The following is a 17877-nucleotide window of genomic DNA, read 5'->3' as shown; positions in this document are numbered from 1 at the left end:
TTTTACTTTATGAAAACGAAATTATCTATTTTAATAGCGCTATTTTCTTTTTTAAGTATTCAGGGCTATTCTCAGGAAAAAACAAAAAAGGAATTAAAAGCAGAAAAAGAACTTCAGGAACAAAAAGAAACAGAAGCACTCATAGATTCAAAAAGCTTTGTTTTTGATGCCGAAAAACTAATGCCTCAGAGTGGCAGGATGATTATTTTAGATTATAATACTTATTTTCTTAAATTAAATCAGGATAATGTCACTTGTGATTTGCCCTTTTTCGGACGTGGCTTTAACATAGGTTACGGATCAGACGGCGGAATAAAGTTTGAAGGTAAGCCAGAGAATTTAAAAGTTGAAAAAAGCAAAAAATACTACACGATAAAAATGACTGTAAAAGGCAAGGACGATGTTTATGATATTTTTTTTAAAATATTTTTTAATAAAGAAACAACCCTTTCCATCAATAGCAATAACAGATCTTTTATTTCTTATGACGGAAATATAAGAGCTTTTAAAGCAGAAGAAAAAAAATAAAACACTCAGAAAACTTCATTATGTAATGAAGTTTTTTTATTTCAGAATAACAGATTAATTATTAACCAATACCAAAACTCATGAGAAAAATAATCATTGTTTTAGCTATTTTATTTGCAGTAAATTTCGGTTATAGCCAGTCTTCTTTTAAAGAGGATGTAGATGTTGTCCAAAGTATTTATGGTAAATCCAAAAGTGATTTGATGAAAGAATACATGAACCTGTCAGATTCTCAGGCAGTTTTATTTGCAAAAGTATATGAGAAATACGAAGAAGAAAGAAAAGCTTTAGGACAGGTTAAGTTTCAGTTAATCAATAATTATGCTGCAAACTATGCAACACTGACAGATCAAAAGGCAGATGAGCTGGCTAAAGGAATACTCAAAAATAATCTGGATTATGAGAAGCTTTACACAAAAACGTACAGTCAGGCCAAAAAGGCAATTGGCGCTATAAACGCTGCAAAATTTATGCAGATAGAAGTGTATTTGCAAACGATAATCAGAGGCGAAATTTTAGATTCTATTCCGTTTATTGGAGAATTGGAAAAGACAAAGAACCAAACTAATTAAACTTTGGATTTGGCAACAAAAAAACGGCAGTGATTAATTTAACCACTGCCGTTTTTTTGTTTATTTAGATATTATTTTGCTGTCTTAACTTCATAAATAGCATTTACCATCCCGTCTTTCGGGCTATCTAAAGTAAGTTCCCAAAACATGATACCACCTAATTTTTTAGACTTCACATATTCGGTTTTCTCTTTTATAGATTTAAGATCATCAGATGTAGCAAAGGTTTTTGTAGTGGCATTATACCAATAAGGAGCTTTTGCTTTTTCATCCCAAAAATATTTCCAGCCGTTAGCTTCAGTATAAGTGGTTGCAAAGTTTTTAAAACTAATCCCTTCGATATGTTCACCAGACTGGTAAAGTCCATTGTTTACATTTTCTACATTTTTCCATGTTCTGGAATAGAAGGCACCTCCAATAATTAATTTTTCAGCAGGAACTCCTTGTTTCAATAAAAACTCAACAGCTCTGTTTGTAGATTCTTCATTAGGATTTGTACTGTATAAGGGCGTGTGATGTCCCGTAACTTTAGAATATCCGTTTACCAGATCATAGCTCATTATGTTAACATGGTTTACCAAAGGCATCACTTTACTCCATTCTACAGATTCATCAAGATATTTTTGAAAACCACCTGCAGCAAAACTCAATTCATATTTCTTGCCCAGAGTGCTTCGTAAAATTTTGATAAGCTCAGTAAAATTAGTTTTGTCAACAGGTTGAAATAAATGCCCCGGAAGTCCTTCAATAGCCGGATATTCCCAGTCTAAATCTAAACCATCAGCTTTAAAATAATTGCTTACTTCTTTTACGGATTTTGCAAAAGTCAGTCTTCCTTCGGCAGTAGAAAAAGCGGCAGAACAAGGCTCACAACCACCCCAGCCACCAAGGGACAAAATAATTTTCAACTGCGGATTTTTAGCTTTCAGTGAAACTAAATGTTTTATGGTTACAGAATCTTTTGCAGAATCAACACTCAGTTTACCTTCTTTTAAATGGCAAAAACTAAAGATAATTTGATCTAATTTATTGATTTCGTATTCGTTGATGAGTTTGTCATCGCCGGTGTAATAAGCGATAATCTTCATTTTTTTATCTTTTTGAGCAAAAATTGAAGTACTGCAAATACACAATAAGAGCAATGCAATCAGGTTAAGTTGTTTCATTCTATGTTTTTTTAAAGTTTTTAGCTTGTTAAATATACTGCAATACATTTGATATTTAAGTATTTTACAAGTCTTACAGAGTTAATTTTAACGAATATTTTGCAAATAACTGCAAAAAACTTGCGTTTTGTAATCTATATCTTTCAGTAAAAAATAGATAAAAATAAACCCGCACTGTTTCGGACAAGTGCGGGTTTAAACAAATTAAAAGCTAAAAACTATTTTTGTATTAGAAGCAGTATGAATTTTCTGCCACTAATTTTTCTGCGATTTTTTCTCTTAATGCCACTACGTTTGGCAAGTTGGTGTATTTTGTAAAACGTTTTAATCCCATTAACATCATACGTTGTTCGTCTCCTTCAGAGAAAGAAGCGATTCCTTCTTTTCCTCTTAAATTTACGATATCAACCGCTTTGTACAAGTATAATTTTGCCATTGCAATTTGCTCCTGTACTTTATCTTCCCCTTGAGTTTTAGCTAATTTCTCAGTTCTCAAAATGGCACTTTCAGCCATGTAGATTTCGATTAGAATATCAGAAGCAGCCATTAATAACTGTTGGTGAGAATCTAAATCCGGACCATATTTTTGAACAGCACTTCCGGCAACCATTAAGAAAACTTTTTTAAGATTTGCCACGATTCCTTTTTCTTCAGCAAATAATTCAGAGAAATCAGGAGTATCAAAAGATGGAATTCCCATTAATTCTTCCTGAACTTTCATTGCTGGTCCAAGTAAGTCAACGTGACCTTTCATTGCTTTTTTGATCAACATCCCTACAGAAAGCATTCTGTTGATTTCGTTTGTTCCTTCGTAGATACGGGCGATACGGGCATCTCTCCAGGCACTTTCCATCGGAGTATCCTCAGAGAATCCCATTCCACCGAAAATCTGGATTCCTTCGTCAGAACAGTTTTGAACATCTTCAGAAACAGCTACTTTCAGGATAGAACACTCGATAGCATATTCTTCAACACCTTTCAATTCAGCTTCCTGATGACTTGTTCCTTCTGCTTCACGGGCAGCGATTCTGTCTTCAATGTCTTTTGCAGCACGGTAAGAAGCACTTTCTCCGGCATAAGCACTAGTTGCCATTTCAGCCAATTTAGAACGGATAGCTCCAAAAGATGAAATAGAAGTGTTGAACTGAATTCTTTCGTTAGCATATTTTACAGCTCCTGTAGTAACTCTTCTTTGAGCGTCAAGACATGCAGCAGCCAATTTAATACGTCCAACATTTAATGCATTCATTGCGATTTTGAAACCGTTTCCTCTTTCAGATAACATGTTTTCAACAGGTACTTTTGTATCGTTGAAGAAAACCTGACGGGTAGAAGAAGCACGAATTCCTAATTTATGCTCTTCCTCATTCATAGAAATTCCGTTTGAAGGATCGTTTTCTACGATGAAACCAGTAATATTTTTATCATCTCCAATACGTGCAAAAACGATGAAAACGCTGCAGAAACCTGCATTCGAAATCCACATTTTTTGTCCTGTAATTAAATAATGAGTTCCGTCTTCAGATAAGACAGCTTTTGTTTTTCCCGAGTTAGCGTCAGATCCTGCGCCTGGTTCAGTTAAACAATAAGCCCCAAACCATTCTCCTGAAGCCAATTTCGGAACGTATTTTTTCTTTTGTTCTTCAGTACCATAAAGGGTAATTGGCATAGTTCCAATTCCTGTGTGTGCACCAAAAGCAGTTGAGAACGAACCTGTTGCTCCGGAAATGTAGTCACAAACTAACATTGTAGAAACAAATCCCATTCCTAATCCACCGTATTCTTCCGGAACTGCAACTCCAAGAAGTCCTAGTTCACCCGCTTTACGCATAGATGATTCTGTATACGCATAATCTTTTTTCTCAAAACGATCTTTGTGCGCCCATAATTCTTTGTCTACGAACTCTTTTACAGAGTCACGCATCATTAACTGCTCTTCAGAGAAATCTTCTGGTGTAAAGATATCTTCGCATTTTGTTTCTTTAACTAAAAACTGACCACCACGAGTCACGTTTTTTTCGATTGTATCTGCCATTGGTTATGTTTTTTTATATGTTTTTTATTTCTGATTACTCTCAATTTTGTCATTCTGAGGAACGAAGAATCTTCGCGACAATTATCCGCACAGATTATCAATCTTTGAGGAGTTACTTACGAAGATTCTTCGTTCCTCAGAATGACAAACATTGTGTATACTATCTTATAATACCTCGTAAACCCCTGCAGAACCTTGTCCAGTTCCCACACACATGCTTACGATTCCGTATTTATTACCTCTGCGTTTCATCTCGTCGAATAACTGAACAGAAAGTTTAGCTCCTGTACATCCAAGAGGGTGTCCTAAAGCGATCGCTCCACCGTTTACGTTTACGATATCCGGATTTATATTTAACTCGCGGGTTACTGCTAAAGCTTGTGAAGCAAAAGCCTCGTTTAATTCAATTAACTCGATATCATTCAATGTTAATCCTGCTTGTTTTAATGCTTTCGGAATTGCTTTTACCGGACCGATACCCATAATTCTTGGCTCAACACCAGAAGAAGCAAAGTTTACTAATCTGGCGATTGGTTCAAGGTTTAATTCTTTTACCATTTCTTCGCTCATGATTAAAACAAAAGCAGCACCGTCACTCATTTGAGATGAGTTACCAGCCGTTACGCTTCCGTCAGCAGCAAAAACAGGTCTTAAACCAGCTAATGCGGCAACAGAAGTTCCAGCTCTTGGACCTTCGTCTTGTTTTACAACGTAAGACTTAGTTTCTTTTTTTCCATTTTCATTGATAAAAGTCTGCTCAACAGTAATCGGAACGATTTGTTTGTCAAATTTTCCTTCAGCTTGTGCTTTCAAAGCTTTCATATGAGAGTTGTAAGCAAACTCATCCTGATCTTCTCTTGAAATTTTATATTGATTGGCCACCGCTTCAGCAGTTAAACCCATTCCCCAATAGTAATCTTCGTGACCTGCAGCCGCAACTTTATAATCCGGAGTTGGTTTGTAACCTCCCATCGGAATAAAACTCATACTTTCTGCACCACCGGCGATGATACAATCTGCCATTCCTGACTGGATTTTAGCAGTTGCCATTCCGATTGTTTCTAACCCAGATGCACAGTAACGGTTAACGGTAACACCAGGAACGTCTTCCACTTTTAATCCCATTAAAGAGATCAAACGTCCAACGTTAAGACCTTGTTCCGCTTCCGGCATGGCATTTCCTACCATAACGTCATCAATACGTTTTTTATCAAAATCAGGCAGTTCATCCATCATAAACTGAATGGTTTCTGCAGCTAATTCATCAGGTCTTTTAAATCTAAAAACACCTTTTGGAGCTTTTCCAACTGCTGTTCTATATGCTTTTACTATATATGCTGTTTTCATAAATGATTGTATTATTTTGTATATTGTATTGTTGTATACTGTAAGTTGTAAAATGTTTATTTTGTATCTAATGAGGCCTGAAGCTTAATCAACATATTTTGAATGTGTTGAATTTCAGATTCTAGAAAATTAAAAACTTCTTGTTCTATATAGCCTATATTTTTACAAATAATTAATTGTGTTTCAAACTCAAATGCTGAACCTAATGAAATACCTAAAAAGTTATTAAAATCTTTTGGCGACTTTCGTCCGCATCCTTCAGCTATATTTGAGGGAATAGAAACAGCGCATCTTCTTATTTGTGAAGTCAAACCATAAATTTCTTCCTTCGGAAATGTTTGAGATTTTAAGTAAGTATTGGTTACAAGCTCAATTGCTTTTTGCCAAACTTTTAATTCTTTAAAATAATTCATCTTTAAATAAAACTTGTTTAACAATTTCATTTGTAAAATGTAGTCTGTAAATACAATATACATTTTACAATATACATTTAGTTACGAAGCGGTTTCCCTTTAGTTAACATGTATTGAATTCTTTCCAATGTTTTTCTCTCTGTACAAAGAGATAAGAAAGCTTCACGTTCGATATCTAATAAATATTGTTCTGATACTAAAGTAGCTTCCGATAAATCACCACCAGCCATTACGTAAGCCAGTTTGTTAGCGATTTTCTTATCGTGCTCAGAAATGTATTTTCCAGCCTGCATTTGATCCGTTCCAACTAAGAACATTCCAAGAGCTTGTTTTCCTAATACTTTAACATCAGTTCTTCTGATAGGTTGTGTATAACCAGCTTCCGCCATTAACAACGCATGTTTTTTAGCTTCAGCAATCTGACGATCTTTGTTTACTACGATAACATCTTTTCCATGTTGAAGAAGTCCGGTATCAAAAGCTTCATAACCAGAAGTCGAAACTTTTGCCATTGCGATTGTCAAGAAATACTCTTGAAGAACATTTAATTCCACATCATTTTTGCGGAATAAATCAGACGCTCTCAAAGCCATTTCTTTAGATCCACCACCACCAGGAAGTACACCAACACCAAACTCAACTAATCCCATATAAGTTTCTGCAGCAGCAACCACTTTATCAGCGTGTAAGCTCATTTCGCATCCACCTCCAAAAGTCATTCCGTGAGGCGCTACTACAACTGGAATAGAAGAATAACGAACGCGCATCATCGTGTCCTGGAACAATTTAATTGCCATGTTCAATTCGTCGTATTCCTGCTCAACTGCCATCATGAAAATCATTCCGATATTAGCTCCAACAGAGAAATTAGCTGCCTGGTTTCCAATAACTAAACCTTGATATTCTTTTTCAGATAAGTCAATTGCTTTATTGATAGCCTGAAGTACATCGCCACCAATGGTATTCATTTTAGATTGGAATTCTAAGTTCAAAATTCCGTCTCCTAAATCCTGAATGATTGCACCACTATTGCTCCAAACTTTTTTGCTTTCGCGGATGTTGTTCAAAATAATAAATGAATCTTGTCCAGGAACTTTTACTTGAGATTTTGTTGGAATGTTATAGAAATAAGTTGCTCCTTCTTTTACAGAGTAGAAACTTTCGCTTCCGGAAGCCAGCATTTCAGTAACCCATGCAGCTGGTTCAAGACCTTCCCCTTTCATGATTTCAATTCCTTTGGCAACACCGATAGCATCCCAAATTTCGAATGGACCATTTTCCCATCCAAAACCAGCTTTCATGGCATCATCAATTTTGTATAATTCGTCTGAGATTTCAGGAATTCTGTTTGACACATAAGCAAACATTCCGGCGAAACTCTTACGATAGAATTCTCCCGCTTTGTCTGTTCCTTTTACTAAAACTTTAAAACGATTGATTGGTTTATCAATAGTTTTCGTTAGTTCAAGTGTAGCAAAATTTGCTTTTTTCGCAGCGCGGTATTCTAATGTATCTAAGTCTAAAGAAAGAATGTCTTTATCTACTTTTTTATAAAAACCTTGTCCGGTTTTGCTTCCCAACCATTTGTTTTCCATCATTTTGTTGACAAAATCAGGAAGTTTGAACAATTCGTGTTGTTCGTCAGTTGGGCAGTTTTCATAAATACCATTGGCAACGTGTACCAAAGTATCCAAACCAACAACATCAACCGTACGGAAAGTAGCCGATTTTGGACGACCGATAACCGGACCAGTCAATTTATCAACTTCTTCAATTGTTAATCCCATTTCTTTTACTAAATGGAATAAACTCTGGATTCCGTAAATACCAATTCTGTTTCCAATAAACGCCGGAGTATCTTTAGCAACAACAGAAGTTTTTCCTAAAAATTTAGATCCGTATTCGTTTAAGAAATCCAATACTTCATTCGACGTTTTTGGACCAGGAATAATTTCAAATAATTTTAAGTAACGCGCAGGGTTAAAAAAGTGGGTTCCGCAGAAGTGTTGTTGAAAATCTTCGCTTCTTCCTTCACTCATAAAGTGAATTGGAATACCAGAAGTATTAGAAGTAACCAAAGTTCCCGGTTTACGGAATTTCTCGATTTGTTCAAAAACTAATTTTTTGATATCCAAACGTTCTACAACAACCTCAATAATCCAGTCAACATTGGCAATTTTTGCCATATCATCAGTCGTATTTCCAGTCGTGATTCGGTTTGCGAATTTCTGACTGTAAATAGGAGATGGTTTTGATTTTAATGAATTCGCCAAATGCTCGTTTACCACACGGTTGCGAACGGCTTTACTTTCAAGCGTTAATCCTTTTTTAGCTTCGGCTTCTGTCAACTCGCGGGGAACGATGTCAAGCAGTAAAACTTCAACACCAATGTTGGCAAAATGACAAGCTATACCTGAACCCATAATTCCGGATCCAATTACAGCAACTTTTTTAATTGTGCGTTTCATATTTGTTAATTTTATTTTCTATGGTTCAAATATGTTATCGCCTTTTTAATATTTGAAAAAAAGTTTAATGCGGGCGATTTCATAATTTGTTATTGTTTGTTTTTTGCAGTGTTTCCTGTTTAAGAAATATTATTCTTTGTCTGCGCTTTCTGATTGATTAAATATATTTTTGTCCTGAATTAATTCGTTTATGATTTCAGAAACCTCGATAAAATGTTTCAGTTTTTCGTCTGATACATGTTTTCTAACAGTTTCATTAAACTTCAGAACAGTATTTTTAGATAAATCTCTTTTTTCTTTTCCAAAATCGGTCAGGTAGATTAAAACACCGCGGCCGTCACTTGGGTTTTTCTTTCGAACAATCAAACCTTTGTCTTCCATTGATTTTAATGTCCTGGTTAAACTCGTGGCTTCCATTCCCATTCTTGGCCCTAAGGCGGTAGATGGAGTTCCTTCTTCTTTGTCCATACTTAAAAGTGCAAATCCTGTAGCCATAGTCGCATCATACTTTGCAGCTTCTTCGTTATACATTCTTGATACAGCCTGCCACGTTGCTCTTAAAATATAATCTATTGTTTTGTCTTTCATAAGTAACTATATCGATTTCAAATATAATTAAAAAATACTATGCATGCATATAATTTTTTAATAATTTTTTGGTTAGTTAAAAAACATCTCTGATTTAGAGGGTTTTGGTGGTTTATTTAAAGTGAAATATACTATTCTTTTTTTAGATTTTAACATTTTGTATACAGCAAAAATCTCTTTTTGCTTTTTAAATCGGTTTTATTTTTGAATTCTTTAAAAAATTATGCATTTAATTCAATTGTATTTTCAGAATCGTATCTGGAAATAGCTCTTTGCAGAATTTTTTTCATTCGGTTTCTTAGATTTTCCGGCCTTAGGATTTCTATTGAATCGCCAAAACCTAATAAGAGGCGTTCCATTTCATAATTAGGAGAAATAAACAAATGCACAATTATGCTTTTATCTTCATTTTCTTTAATTATACGTTGTGACGGATGCAAAGGTTTGGTGAGCACATAAGGCGCATTTGAAGCATCAATCAAAAGTTCGATGCGTCTTGGTTTTAAACCTGCATTGACTGTAACGCCAATTATATCCTTATAATAAGTCTCTGCGTCAAAATCTTCTTCTAAATATTGAAGATTAAAATCATAGTCGATAGCCATAATCCTGTCAAGTGCTAAATTAGTGATAGGCTGCGAACTTTTAGTTTTGCCAATCAGAAACCAGCGGTTATTAAATTCCTTTAATATAAAAGGATGAAAATGAAATTTAGTTTCTTCCCGCGATTTAAAAGATTTATAGGTAATGACAAGTACAACTTTTTTGATTATGGCCTGATAAACTTCATCTAAATAATGCAGTCCTTTTAAATTGTCATTTTTGTCTAAATAGATTACAGGTTTTGTATGGGACTTTTCAGAGTAAATTTTATCTTCCAAACGCTGCAGGATATCCGATACATCATTAAATAGAGAGAAGTCTTTGAATTGCTTCAACATAGAAACAGTTTCGGTTAAAACATTCATATCCGTCTCCGTCAGTGGAATATCGGTTATGGTAAAATCTTCATCTTCGTATTTATAATACTTTTTATCGTAAACAACTATCGGTGCATTGTAGCCCAGTTTTTCACTCCGCATCAGCTGAATATCCATCTGAATTGTTCGTTTGCTGATTGGAATATCACGGCCTTCATATTCTGATAAAGCCTCAGAACAGCATTCGATTAAATCGTCTAATGTCCATTGCCTGTATTTGTTCTGCAGGCATTTGTCAATTATTTTGTAGCGGATTAAGGCGTTTTTGTTTTGTGACATAGGCTGTGTGTGTTTTGCTCGCAAAGACGCAAAGACGCAAAGTTTTTATTTTTTTAAGTCTGTAGATAAAGGATTGAAAAGATAAAAAAGAAATCTTCTTAAATCTGCCCAATCTACGTAAAACAAAATCTTTGCGACTTTGCATCTTTGCGAGATTATTTTTTGCTTTCTAAAATGCTTATTTCTTTTTGAATGTTTTCTCTCGCTTTCTCTTCATACAAATTCCGGAATTCATCAGTTTGAAAAATAAATTCGTTTTCCAGAAAATGTTTCAGAGCTTTGGCGCGTCCGGGGTTGTAGAGAAAATCAGGGTAAATACGGTATTCCTTCCTGATTTGCTCAAAATAAATTTTATAATCTTCCCAGTCTTTTGACAGGATTTTCAAATCAAAATCAATTAACCAATTGATATCTTCAATTACATTTTGCTGATGTTGTTGTGTGGCGCAAATTGAATCAAAAACTAATTGCTTATTTAGACTGGCATTTTCAGGTAAAATAGTCAGAGCATATTCTGCACTTTTCAGTTCGTTATCTTTTCTCGAAGCCTTGTAGATATAGTCGTGGTAGAAAATACTAAACAAAATTTCATGCGGGTTTTTTAGCTCATTTTGATATTCATCATACAATTCGATCATTTCTTTTAAATGATTAAGATTATGATAATGTCTTGATTTTGCAGAATATGCTTTTTCCAAATCATTCCATAAAACATCAGTTTCACTGGGATTGAAACCAATTGTAGTGAGTAATTCTGAAAACTTTTCCGGTAGGTTCATAAGTGGAGTTTAACCAAAAATAAAAATTAAATTTCACTACGCAAAATAATTGCGTAGTAGATTTGAAATCTTTGTTCAGAAATAAAAACAACACGTTCATAGAAATAAAAAAGAATAAACAGGTCAAGTTTGAGTTACTTCGAAAACACTTTCCAATGTACACACTTACACCATTACCTTTTTATTCAATTATATAGGAAGCAGTAGCTCAGCGGATAGAGCAGGTAGTTTTGAAATTATCCATCAAAGGTCAATCAAAACTTACTTCGTACACTTTTAATGTCCGGGTCGTGGGTTCGAATCCCACCTGCTTCACTATTAATGGTCAATTAAAACTTACTTCAGAACACGGCTAATTTCGGTTCGAATCCGAACATAGTTTTAAAATCATCATTAATAAAAAGAGGTCAAGATTAACTTACTTCTCGGGGAAACCCACCAGATAAACTCAGTTAATCAATTATCGTCAAATTTCAGGTCAAGTGTTTCTTACTTCAAAATCTTTTAGGTAGAACTCAGAAACACCATTATCTAAATTTTAAAAATTAAAAAAAATGAAAACAAAAGAATTATTAAAAATCAGTTTACGTCAAAATGCTATTTTCATTCCGTCAGAAATGATTGTGAATGACAACAAAAATTTATCAGGAACAACATCGGTTTTCGTAGCCAATGTTTCTAAACTCGGATTTACATTTTCTGAATCATTATTACATGCTTTAAACAATGTAAATCCGAATTATAAAATCGAGGTTTTAGAAGTTCTCAGAGAAGTTTTAGGAACCGATAAAAACTGGACGCCATTGGTGAAAGAATGGAATATCTCAACAGGGGAATCTGTTGTAGATCATATCATCACGTATTTCGGAAATGTTTTTAAAACTAAAAACGGAACGACTTTACAATGCGGTCATATTATTCCGGATAATACGTTTCCATTAGAAAGATACAACGGTTGTCCGTTCTGCGGAACTCCGTTTGAATTTGGAAAACTAGAAAATATCGGTCAGGGAAGCAAATTGAAAATGCTTGAATTGTGGACTGAAAACGATTTGCAAGATTTTTATATTTCATTATTACAATCAAAAACAGCTTTGGACGCTACTCAGGTAGATAGTTTAAAAATGGCAATGCAATACTTGTCTTTACCAAAAACAGAAGTAGCAATGAAGGAAACTTTAATGCTGGTGATCGATCTTTTGATCGAAAATGGTAAAGAAGCTGAAGCGTCTCAGTTTTTAAAAACGCCAACAGATATCTTACGATACTTGTGGTATAAAAACACAGGAATGCTTCAGATTATAGAGCCAAAAACGATTATCAAAAGAACATCAAAAAATGCACAGCATTTCCATAATGTTTTAGATACAAGTGTTCAGGCGAGAATTGCGTCTCAAAAAGATTTGAAGCTAAAATATTCCCGAAAAGAGTGTTTAATGGTGGCAAGTTGGTTAAACAACATGAATATGGACGTTGAAGCAATGTGCGAAACGATGCATCCAAAAAGAGGAATGTGGGTTCGTTTTATCCGTGCATTGCGTTTGGCAGAATACAGCAAAAGAAAAGGATTTGAGAAATTGAATTTTTTAATGGATGTATTTTACAATCAGGTTTATGATGTTTGGCAAAGCAAAGTAGATTCGTCAAGATTAAAATTTGATGCCGATAAAACATTTGCTTTGTTGAAACAGCGCCCGGGTTTATTTGCACGTTCGTTATTCTCGAATATGCTTTGGTTTGGAGCAGAAGAAACGATTGCCCATTTTGAACAAATCATCGATAAAGTTCCGGCTCGATTGGTGTTTACATTAAATATGTATGCTCAAAATTATTTTGATAAAAACATGCAGAGAAGTGTGAAACCTTTGGGTGGAACAAACAAACGAATTGAAGCAAATGCTTTATTGAAGTTGTATGATGATGCTCAATTGGAAGCAATGAAAAATCAAATCGAAGAATTGTGTCTTTTGGCTATGAAAAAACGATTTGCAAAAGTTGCGAATGCAAACAAAACAATCTATATCGATCCGCAGTTGTTTAATATTCCGGTTTCTATAGGAGACCGAAGTGATACCGTTCAGGACTTGCCGGTTGCTTTAATGGGAACACGTTTTCCGGTTGAAGGAAACGAAGTGCGATTGTTTATGCAATGGGGTACAGGTTTGCGGGCACAACATTTAGATATGGATTTGAGCTGTCATATTGCTTATGAAGACCGTTCAGATATTTGTTCTTTCAGCCGATTAACAACTACAGGTTGTCAGCATAGCGGTGATATCAGAAGTATTCCGAGTAAAGTTGGAACAGCTGAATATATCAACATTAACATCCATGAATTGGCAAAAGCCAAAGCAAAATTTGTAACTTTTACTTGTAATGCGTACAGCAACGGAATTATTACGCCAAATTTGGTTGTAGGCTGGATGAACAGCAAACACCCGATGAAAATTTCGGAAAAAACTGGTGTAGCATACGATCCGTCGTGTGTAGATCATCAGGTTCGTGTGACGCAAAATATTGCCAAAGGTTTGGTTTTCGGAGTGTTGGATGTAGCCAAAAGAGAAATCGTTTGGTTAGAAATGACTTTCGGAGGTCAGGTTGTTGGAGGTTTGGATTTTAAAGGCGTTAAGGCGTTGTTGTCAAAACTAAACAGCAAATTGAATATTGGTAGTTTGTTACAGCTTAAAGCGGAAGCCCAGGGTTTGACGATTACCGAAAATGAAATTGCCGATGAGGTGTACACAACGCAATGGGCGATGAATCCAGCGGTAGTGACGCAATTGTTAATAGATTAAGTTGCAAAGGTTCAGAGGAGCAAAGCGACAGAGGTTTTTGTAGAGGCGCACTGCAGTGCTTCTCCGCTCCGCAAAGATTGGCGACATTGTGTGCGACCCGAAGCTTCGGGATAGTGTGATTTCTCCTCCGTCGAAATGACAAATAACACCTAATAAAACTTTGCGGCTCTGCGACTTTGCGAGAACTATCTCTACGCTGAGCAAAAAAAAAATAGAATTAAATACATCTACGCAAAATAATTGCGCAGTAGTGTAAAACCTTTGTACCTATAAACCTCTTGGACCTTTGCCCCTTAAAAAAGAAAAAAAAATGAAAACACAAATAAACGGAACAGATATATTAGAATTAGGATTTCCTGAAGGAAAAATAATTGGGATTGCCTTAAAAATAAACAGCAAAAGACACGGATTTACAAGAGACGAAATGATTACAAATTTCAAAACCGTCTTAGAAACTCCGGAGAATTATATTGACGATAAAATCTTCAGTAAACTGACTGTTGCTTTAATCGAAAAATCGAATGAAAAGCCAGAAGATTTCATCGCATTAAATCAAAATCCAAATGCGTATTCCGCCTATGGATTGGATTATATCGAAGACGGAGCCAGAAAACAAATGGAAGTAGCCATGAAATTGCCTGTAACGGTTGCCGGAGCTTTAATGCCAGACGCGCACCAGGGTTACGGATTACCTATTGGCGGAGTGTTAGCCACAAAAAATGCCATTATTCCGTATGGTGTTGGAGTTGATATTGGGTGTAGAATGGCGTTATCGGTTTATGATATTCCTGCAGCTTTTTACTTTGAAAACGAAGCCAAATTCAAAAGAGAATTAATAGCGAATTCGATTTTTGGAGCGGGTCACGGATTTCATGGTCAGTACAAATCAGATCATGCGGTTTTGGAGAATGATGCTTTCAACATGAATCCGTTTGTGAAGAACTTGAAAGATAAAGCCTGGTCGCAATTAGGATCTTCAGGTGGTGGAAATCACTTTGTGGAATTCGGAATTATGGAATTTGCCAAAGACGATGCGGTGCTAAATATCCCAAAAGGAAAATATGTCGCTTTGTTAACGCATTCCGGTTCACGCGGAATGGGAGCAACCATTGCCGGACATTATACCAAAATTGCCAAAGACGAATGTAAACTTCCGGAAGTGGCAAGAAATTTAGCCTATTTGGATATGAACTCACAATTGGGACAAGAATACTGGATGGCGATGAATTTGGCGGGAGATTACGCTTCGGCTTGTCACGAGATTATCCATAACAAAATGGAACGCGCTTTGGATGCCACAATTTTAGCCAAAGTCGAAAACCATCATAATTTTGCGTGGAAAGAAATCTGGAACGGCGAAGAAGTGATCGTGCATAGAAAAGGAGCAACCCCAGCCGGAAAAGGCGTTATGGGAATCATTCCGGGAAGTATGACCGCACCGGGATTTTTGGTGAGAGGAAAAGGAGAGGAGAACGCCATAAATTCGGCTTCGCATGGAGCAGGAAGACAAATGAGCAGAACCCAGGCTATCAAAAACATCACAAAAACCGAAATGAAATCGATCCTGAAAGATCATGGCGTTACGCTTATTGGTGCAGGTCTGGACGAAGCACCAATGGCATATAAAGATATTAATCAGGTGATGGAAGCACAACAGGATTTAGTAGATGTGGTTGCCAAATTTACCCCGAAACTGGTAAGAATGGCCGATGATGGAAGCCGTGAAGATTAGTTCTTCTTTAGGTTCAAAGTGACAAAGGAGCAAAGGTTCAAAGGTTTTTTTTCGTACTGTTTGTCATTTCGAGGAACGAGAAATCACACACGGGATTCGACAAAGATTGGCGACATTCTGTGCGACCCGAAGCTTCGGGATAGTGCGATTTCTCCCTTCGGTCGAAATGACAAATATTACGCTTAAAAAACTTAGCGACTCCGTGACTTTGCGAGATTAAAATAATAATTATAGACCAAAGGATAAAAAAAACTTTGTGTCTTAGTGCCTTCGTGGCAAAAACAAAAAAGATGAATTATATAGATATCGGAATTAATTTAACCAACAAACAATTCCAAAACGACATAGACGATGTCGTACAAGACGCGCTCGATGCCGATGTATCGCAAATGATACTCACAGGCACAAGCGTACGAAACAGCGAAGAATCTGCGAAGATTGCGAGGCAATATCCGGGCGTGCTGTATGCGACGGCCGGAATTCACCCGCATGATGCTAAGAATTTTGATGCACAGAGCATTTCGAAACTAATGAAATTATTAGAACTGAAACACGTAGTGGCTGTTGGCGAATGCGGACTCGATTTTGATCGTGATTTTTCGCCCCGAAACAAACAGGAAGAATGTTATAAAGCCCAGTTAGAATTGGCGATTGAAGTTCAGAAACCGTTGTTTTTGCACGAAAGGGCGGCTTTTAGTTCTTTTATGAATATCACCAAAGACTATCTGCCGAAATTACCAAAAAGCGTAGTGCATTGTTTTACAGGAACTTTGCCCGAAGCCAAAACCTATCTCGATAACGGATTTTATCTGGGTTTTACGGGAGCGATTTCAGACGCCAAACGTTTCAGTCATTTAAAAGAAGTTATTCAGTACGTACCGCTCGAACGCATGATGATTGAAACCGATGCTCCGTTTATGCTTCCTAAAAATGTCCCGAACAGCCTTTTGAAGAAATACCATGAACGCCGCTGCGAACCTGCTTTTCTGCCTTTTGTTGCCGGAACCATTGCACAGTTTAAAGGAATTACTTTAGCTAAAGTTGCGGAGGAAACAACGAGGAATTCTAAAAACTTTTTTGGGATTTAGGTACAAAGAAGCAAAGGTTCAGAGGGCTAAAACTTAAAAATTTCATGTTACAATTTTGAAAAAAAAATGTATTTTTTTTTCCCAAGACTAGACAGGGTATATTTTGTCTTTTATGCTTTAAAAAAATGTCAAATAAAATATCTAATAAGACCCCTCATACATAACCGATCCTTTATAAATACGAACACTGTCGACTTCCAGTGGGTGATTATTTAAATACAGTTCTAAAATTCTATTGTCTTTACTAATTTTGATTTCAAATTCCTGTTTATCTTCCGTTTTAAAATCTTTAAATTTTTCGAATATCACTTTTTCATTAAGAAAGATATTGCCTCTAAAGCGTTCATCAGGACTAGTTTCCCAATCAAGTTCTAGAATTTGCGGCAAGGCGCGATTATCATAGTTTGTAGCAGGGCGAGGTGGCATGAAAATAATATCCTGTTCACCGTTATAATTGGTAAAACAATATTGAAATAATCTTAGTGCTATATTTTCGTTTTCTATTTTTACCCTAAAGGTGTAGCGTTTACGATACATATCCCATTTGGCACATGAAGCATCGGGCAAAAAATCCCTTTCTCTTACTTCTTCACGATTCATGGACCAGTTTTTAAAGAGTTGTTTCTCAAGCTCTTTGTCATTTTTGATTACCTGAGCCTGATAACGCCCGAGTTCAATTCTGAAAAACATATATTCCTTCCATATTACTACCATACCTTGTGGTGCAAAACCAAAAATTAACCCTGAAAAATTTTCGTATATATTATCATTATAACGATAGGAAGTATCCATGGCTTTTTTCATTTCTTCTACAGGAAAATCAACTTTTAGATGATAAAATTTATCCTCGTAACCTGCGTAGTAAATAACATCTGCCCCAATAGGTGTGCCATGTTGTGGTGTCCAAGCCGATGGCGTGTATCCCCATTCTCCAGACGAACCGCCAAAAGGAAGGCTGGCCGGAATTCCTTCCAGAGTTATGATATCTCCTTTAAGAAATTCTACTCTGTAAATATTTTCATTCTCTTTGTATTCTTGTGATGGTTGGCAGGTATAACTCTCCCATTCGTATTTTTTCATTTGACAACTTGCGTTTAATGTGATGAT

At 35.9% G+C, this 17877-nt stretch carries 14 protein-coding genes and 1 tRNA gene; 6 read left to right on the top strand and 9 right to left on the bottom strand.

Translation table 11 applies throughout. From position 1 onward, the window contains the following. Both DCO46_RS18655 and DCO46_RS18650 read left to right on the top strand, forming a co-directional pair. Positions 1-528, top strand: a 528-nt coding sequence (locus tag DCO46_RS18655; protein WP_243416356.1) for a DUF4251 domain-containing protein, incomplete at its 5' end; no start/stop codon positions are given. An 80-nt stretch (positions 529-608) separates the two neighbouring features. Further along, positions 609-1100, top strand: coding sequence for a hypothetical protein (locus DCO46_RS18650; protein WP_116754000.1), 492 nt, complete (start codon positions 609-611; stop codon positions 1098-1100). A 71-nt stretch (positions 1101-1171) separates the two neighbouring features. On the opposite strand, the gene DCO46_RS18645 is transcribed toward DCO46_RS18650, so the two are convergent. The 8 genes from DCO46_RS18645 to DCO46_RS18610 form a co-directional block, all read right to left on the bottom strand. Next, positions 1172-2266: a glycoside hydrolase family 18 protein gene (locus DCO46_RS18645; protein WP_116753999.1), complete on the bottom strand. Its 1095-nt coding sequence runs from the start codon at positions 2264-2266 to the stop codon at positions 1172-1174. A gap of 229 nt (positions 2267-2495) precedes the next feature. Continuing rightward, positions 2496-4301: an acyl-CoA dehydrogenase family protein gene (locus DCO46_RS18640; RefSeq protein ID WP_116753998.1), complete on the bottom strand. Its 1806-nt coding sequence runs from the start codon at positions 4299-4301 to the stop codon at positions 2496-2498. Positions 4302-4466: 165 nt separating this feature from the next. After that, on the bottom strand, positions 4467-5648 hold the full coding sequence (locus tag DCO46_RS18635) for a thiolase family protein (RefSeq protein WP_116753997.1): 1182 nt from the start codon (positions 5646-5648) through the stop codon (positions 4467-4469). Between the two features lie 56 nt (positions 5649-5704). Then, a complete protein-coding gene (locus DCO46_RS18630) occupies positions 5705-6061 on the bottom strand; it encodes a four helix bundle protein (RefSeq protein WP_116753996.1) in 357 nt (118 codons plus the stop codon). A 77-nt stretch (positions 6062-6138) separates the two neighbouring features. Beyond that, complete coding sequence (locus DCO46_RS18625; RefSeq protein WP_116753995.1) at positions 6139-8529, bottom strand: 3-hydroxyacyl-CoA dehydrogenase/enoyl-CoA hydratase family protein; 2391 nt, start codon at positions 8527-8529, stop codon at positions 6139-6141. A gap of 129 nt (positions 8530-8658) precedes the next feature. Further along, entirely contained in the window at positions 8659-9117 is a 459-nt protein-coding gene (locus DCO46_RS18620; RefSeq protein WP_116753994.1) for a MarR family winged helix-turn-helix transcriptional regulator, read from the bottom strand. A gap of 221 nt (positions 9118-9338) precedes the next feature. Continuing rightward, positions 9339-10376, bottom strand: coding sequence for a helix-turn-helix transcriptional regulator (locus DCO46_RS18615; protein WP_116753993.1), 1038 nt, complete (start codon positions 10374-10376; stop codon positions 9339-9341). A 155-nt stretch (positions 10377-10531) separates the two neighbouring features. Beyond that, positions 10532-11155 (bottom strand): hypothetical protein, encoded by a 624-nt coding sequence (locus DCO46_RS18610; RefSeq protein WP_116753992.1) that lies wholly within the window; start codon positions 11153-11155, stop codon positions 10532-10534. Between the two features lie 197 nt (positions 11156-11352). Between DCO46_RS18610 and DCO46_RS22780 the strand changes: the two genes are divergently transcribed. From DCO46_RS22780 to DCO46_RS18595, 4 genes are all read left to right on the top strand, one after another. After that, positions 11353-11470, top strand: a tRNA-OTHER gene (locus DCO46_RS22780). A gap of 239 nt (positions 11471-11709) precedes the next feature. Continuing rightward, positions 11710-13950, top strand: coding sequence for a hypothetical protein (locus DCO46_RS18605; protein ID WP_116753991.1), 2241 nt, complete (start codon positions 11710-11712; stop codon positions 13948-13950). Between the two features lie 310 nt (positions 13951-14260). Then, entirely contained in the window at positions 14261-15682 is a 1422-nt protein-coding gene (locus tag DCO46_RS18600) for an RtcB family protein (protein ID WP_116754002.1), read from the top strand. Between the two features lie 290 nt (positions 15683-15972). Next, positions 15973-16770, top strand: a complete 798-nt coding sequence (locus DCO46_RS18595) for a TatD family hydrolase (protein ID WP_116753990.1) — start codon at positions 15973-15975, stop codon at positions 16768-16770. Positions 16771-16911: 141 nt separating this feature from the next. On the opposite strand, the gene DCO46_RS18590 is transcribed toward DCO46_RS18595, so the two are convergent. Further along, the coding region (locus tag DCO46_RS18590; protein WP_317048063.1) for a DUF2931 family protein at positions 16912-17877 on the bottom strand (966 nt) is incomplete at its 5' end.

Origin of the sequence: Flavobacterium sp. HTF, assembly GCF_003105115.1 — a bacterium.
Classification (GTDB): domain Bacteria; phylum Bacteroidota; class Bacteroidia; order Flavobacteriales; family Flavobacteriaceae; genus Flavobacterium.
This window is presented reverse-complemented; position numbering and strand designations above follow the sequence as displayed.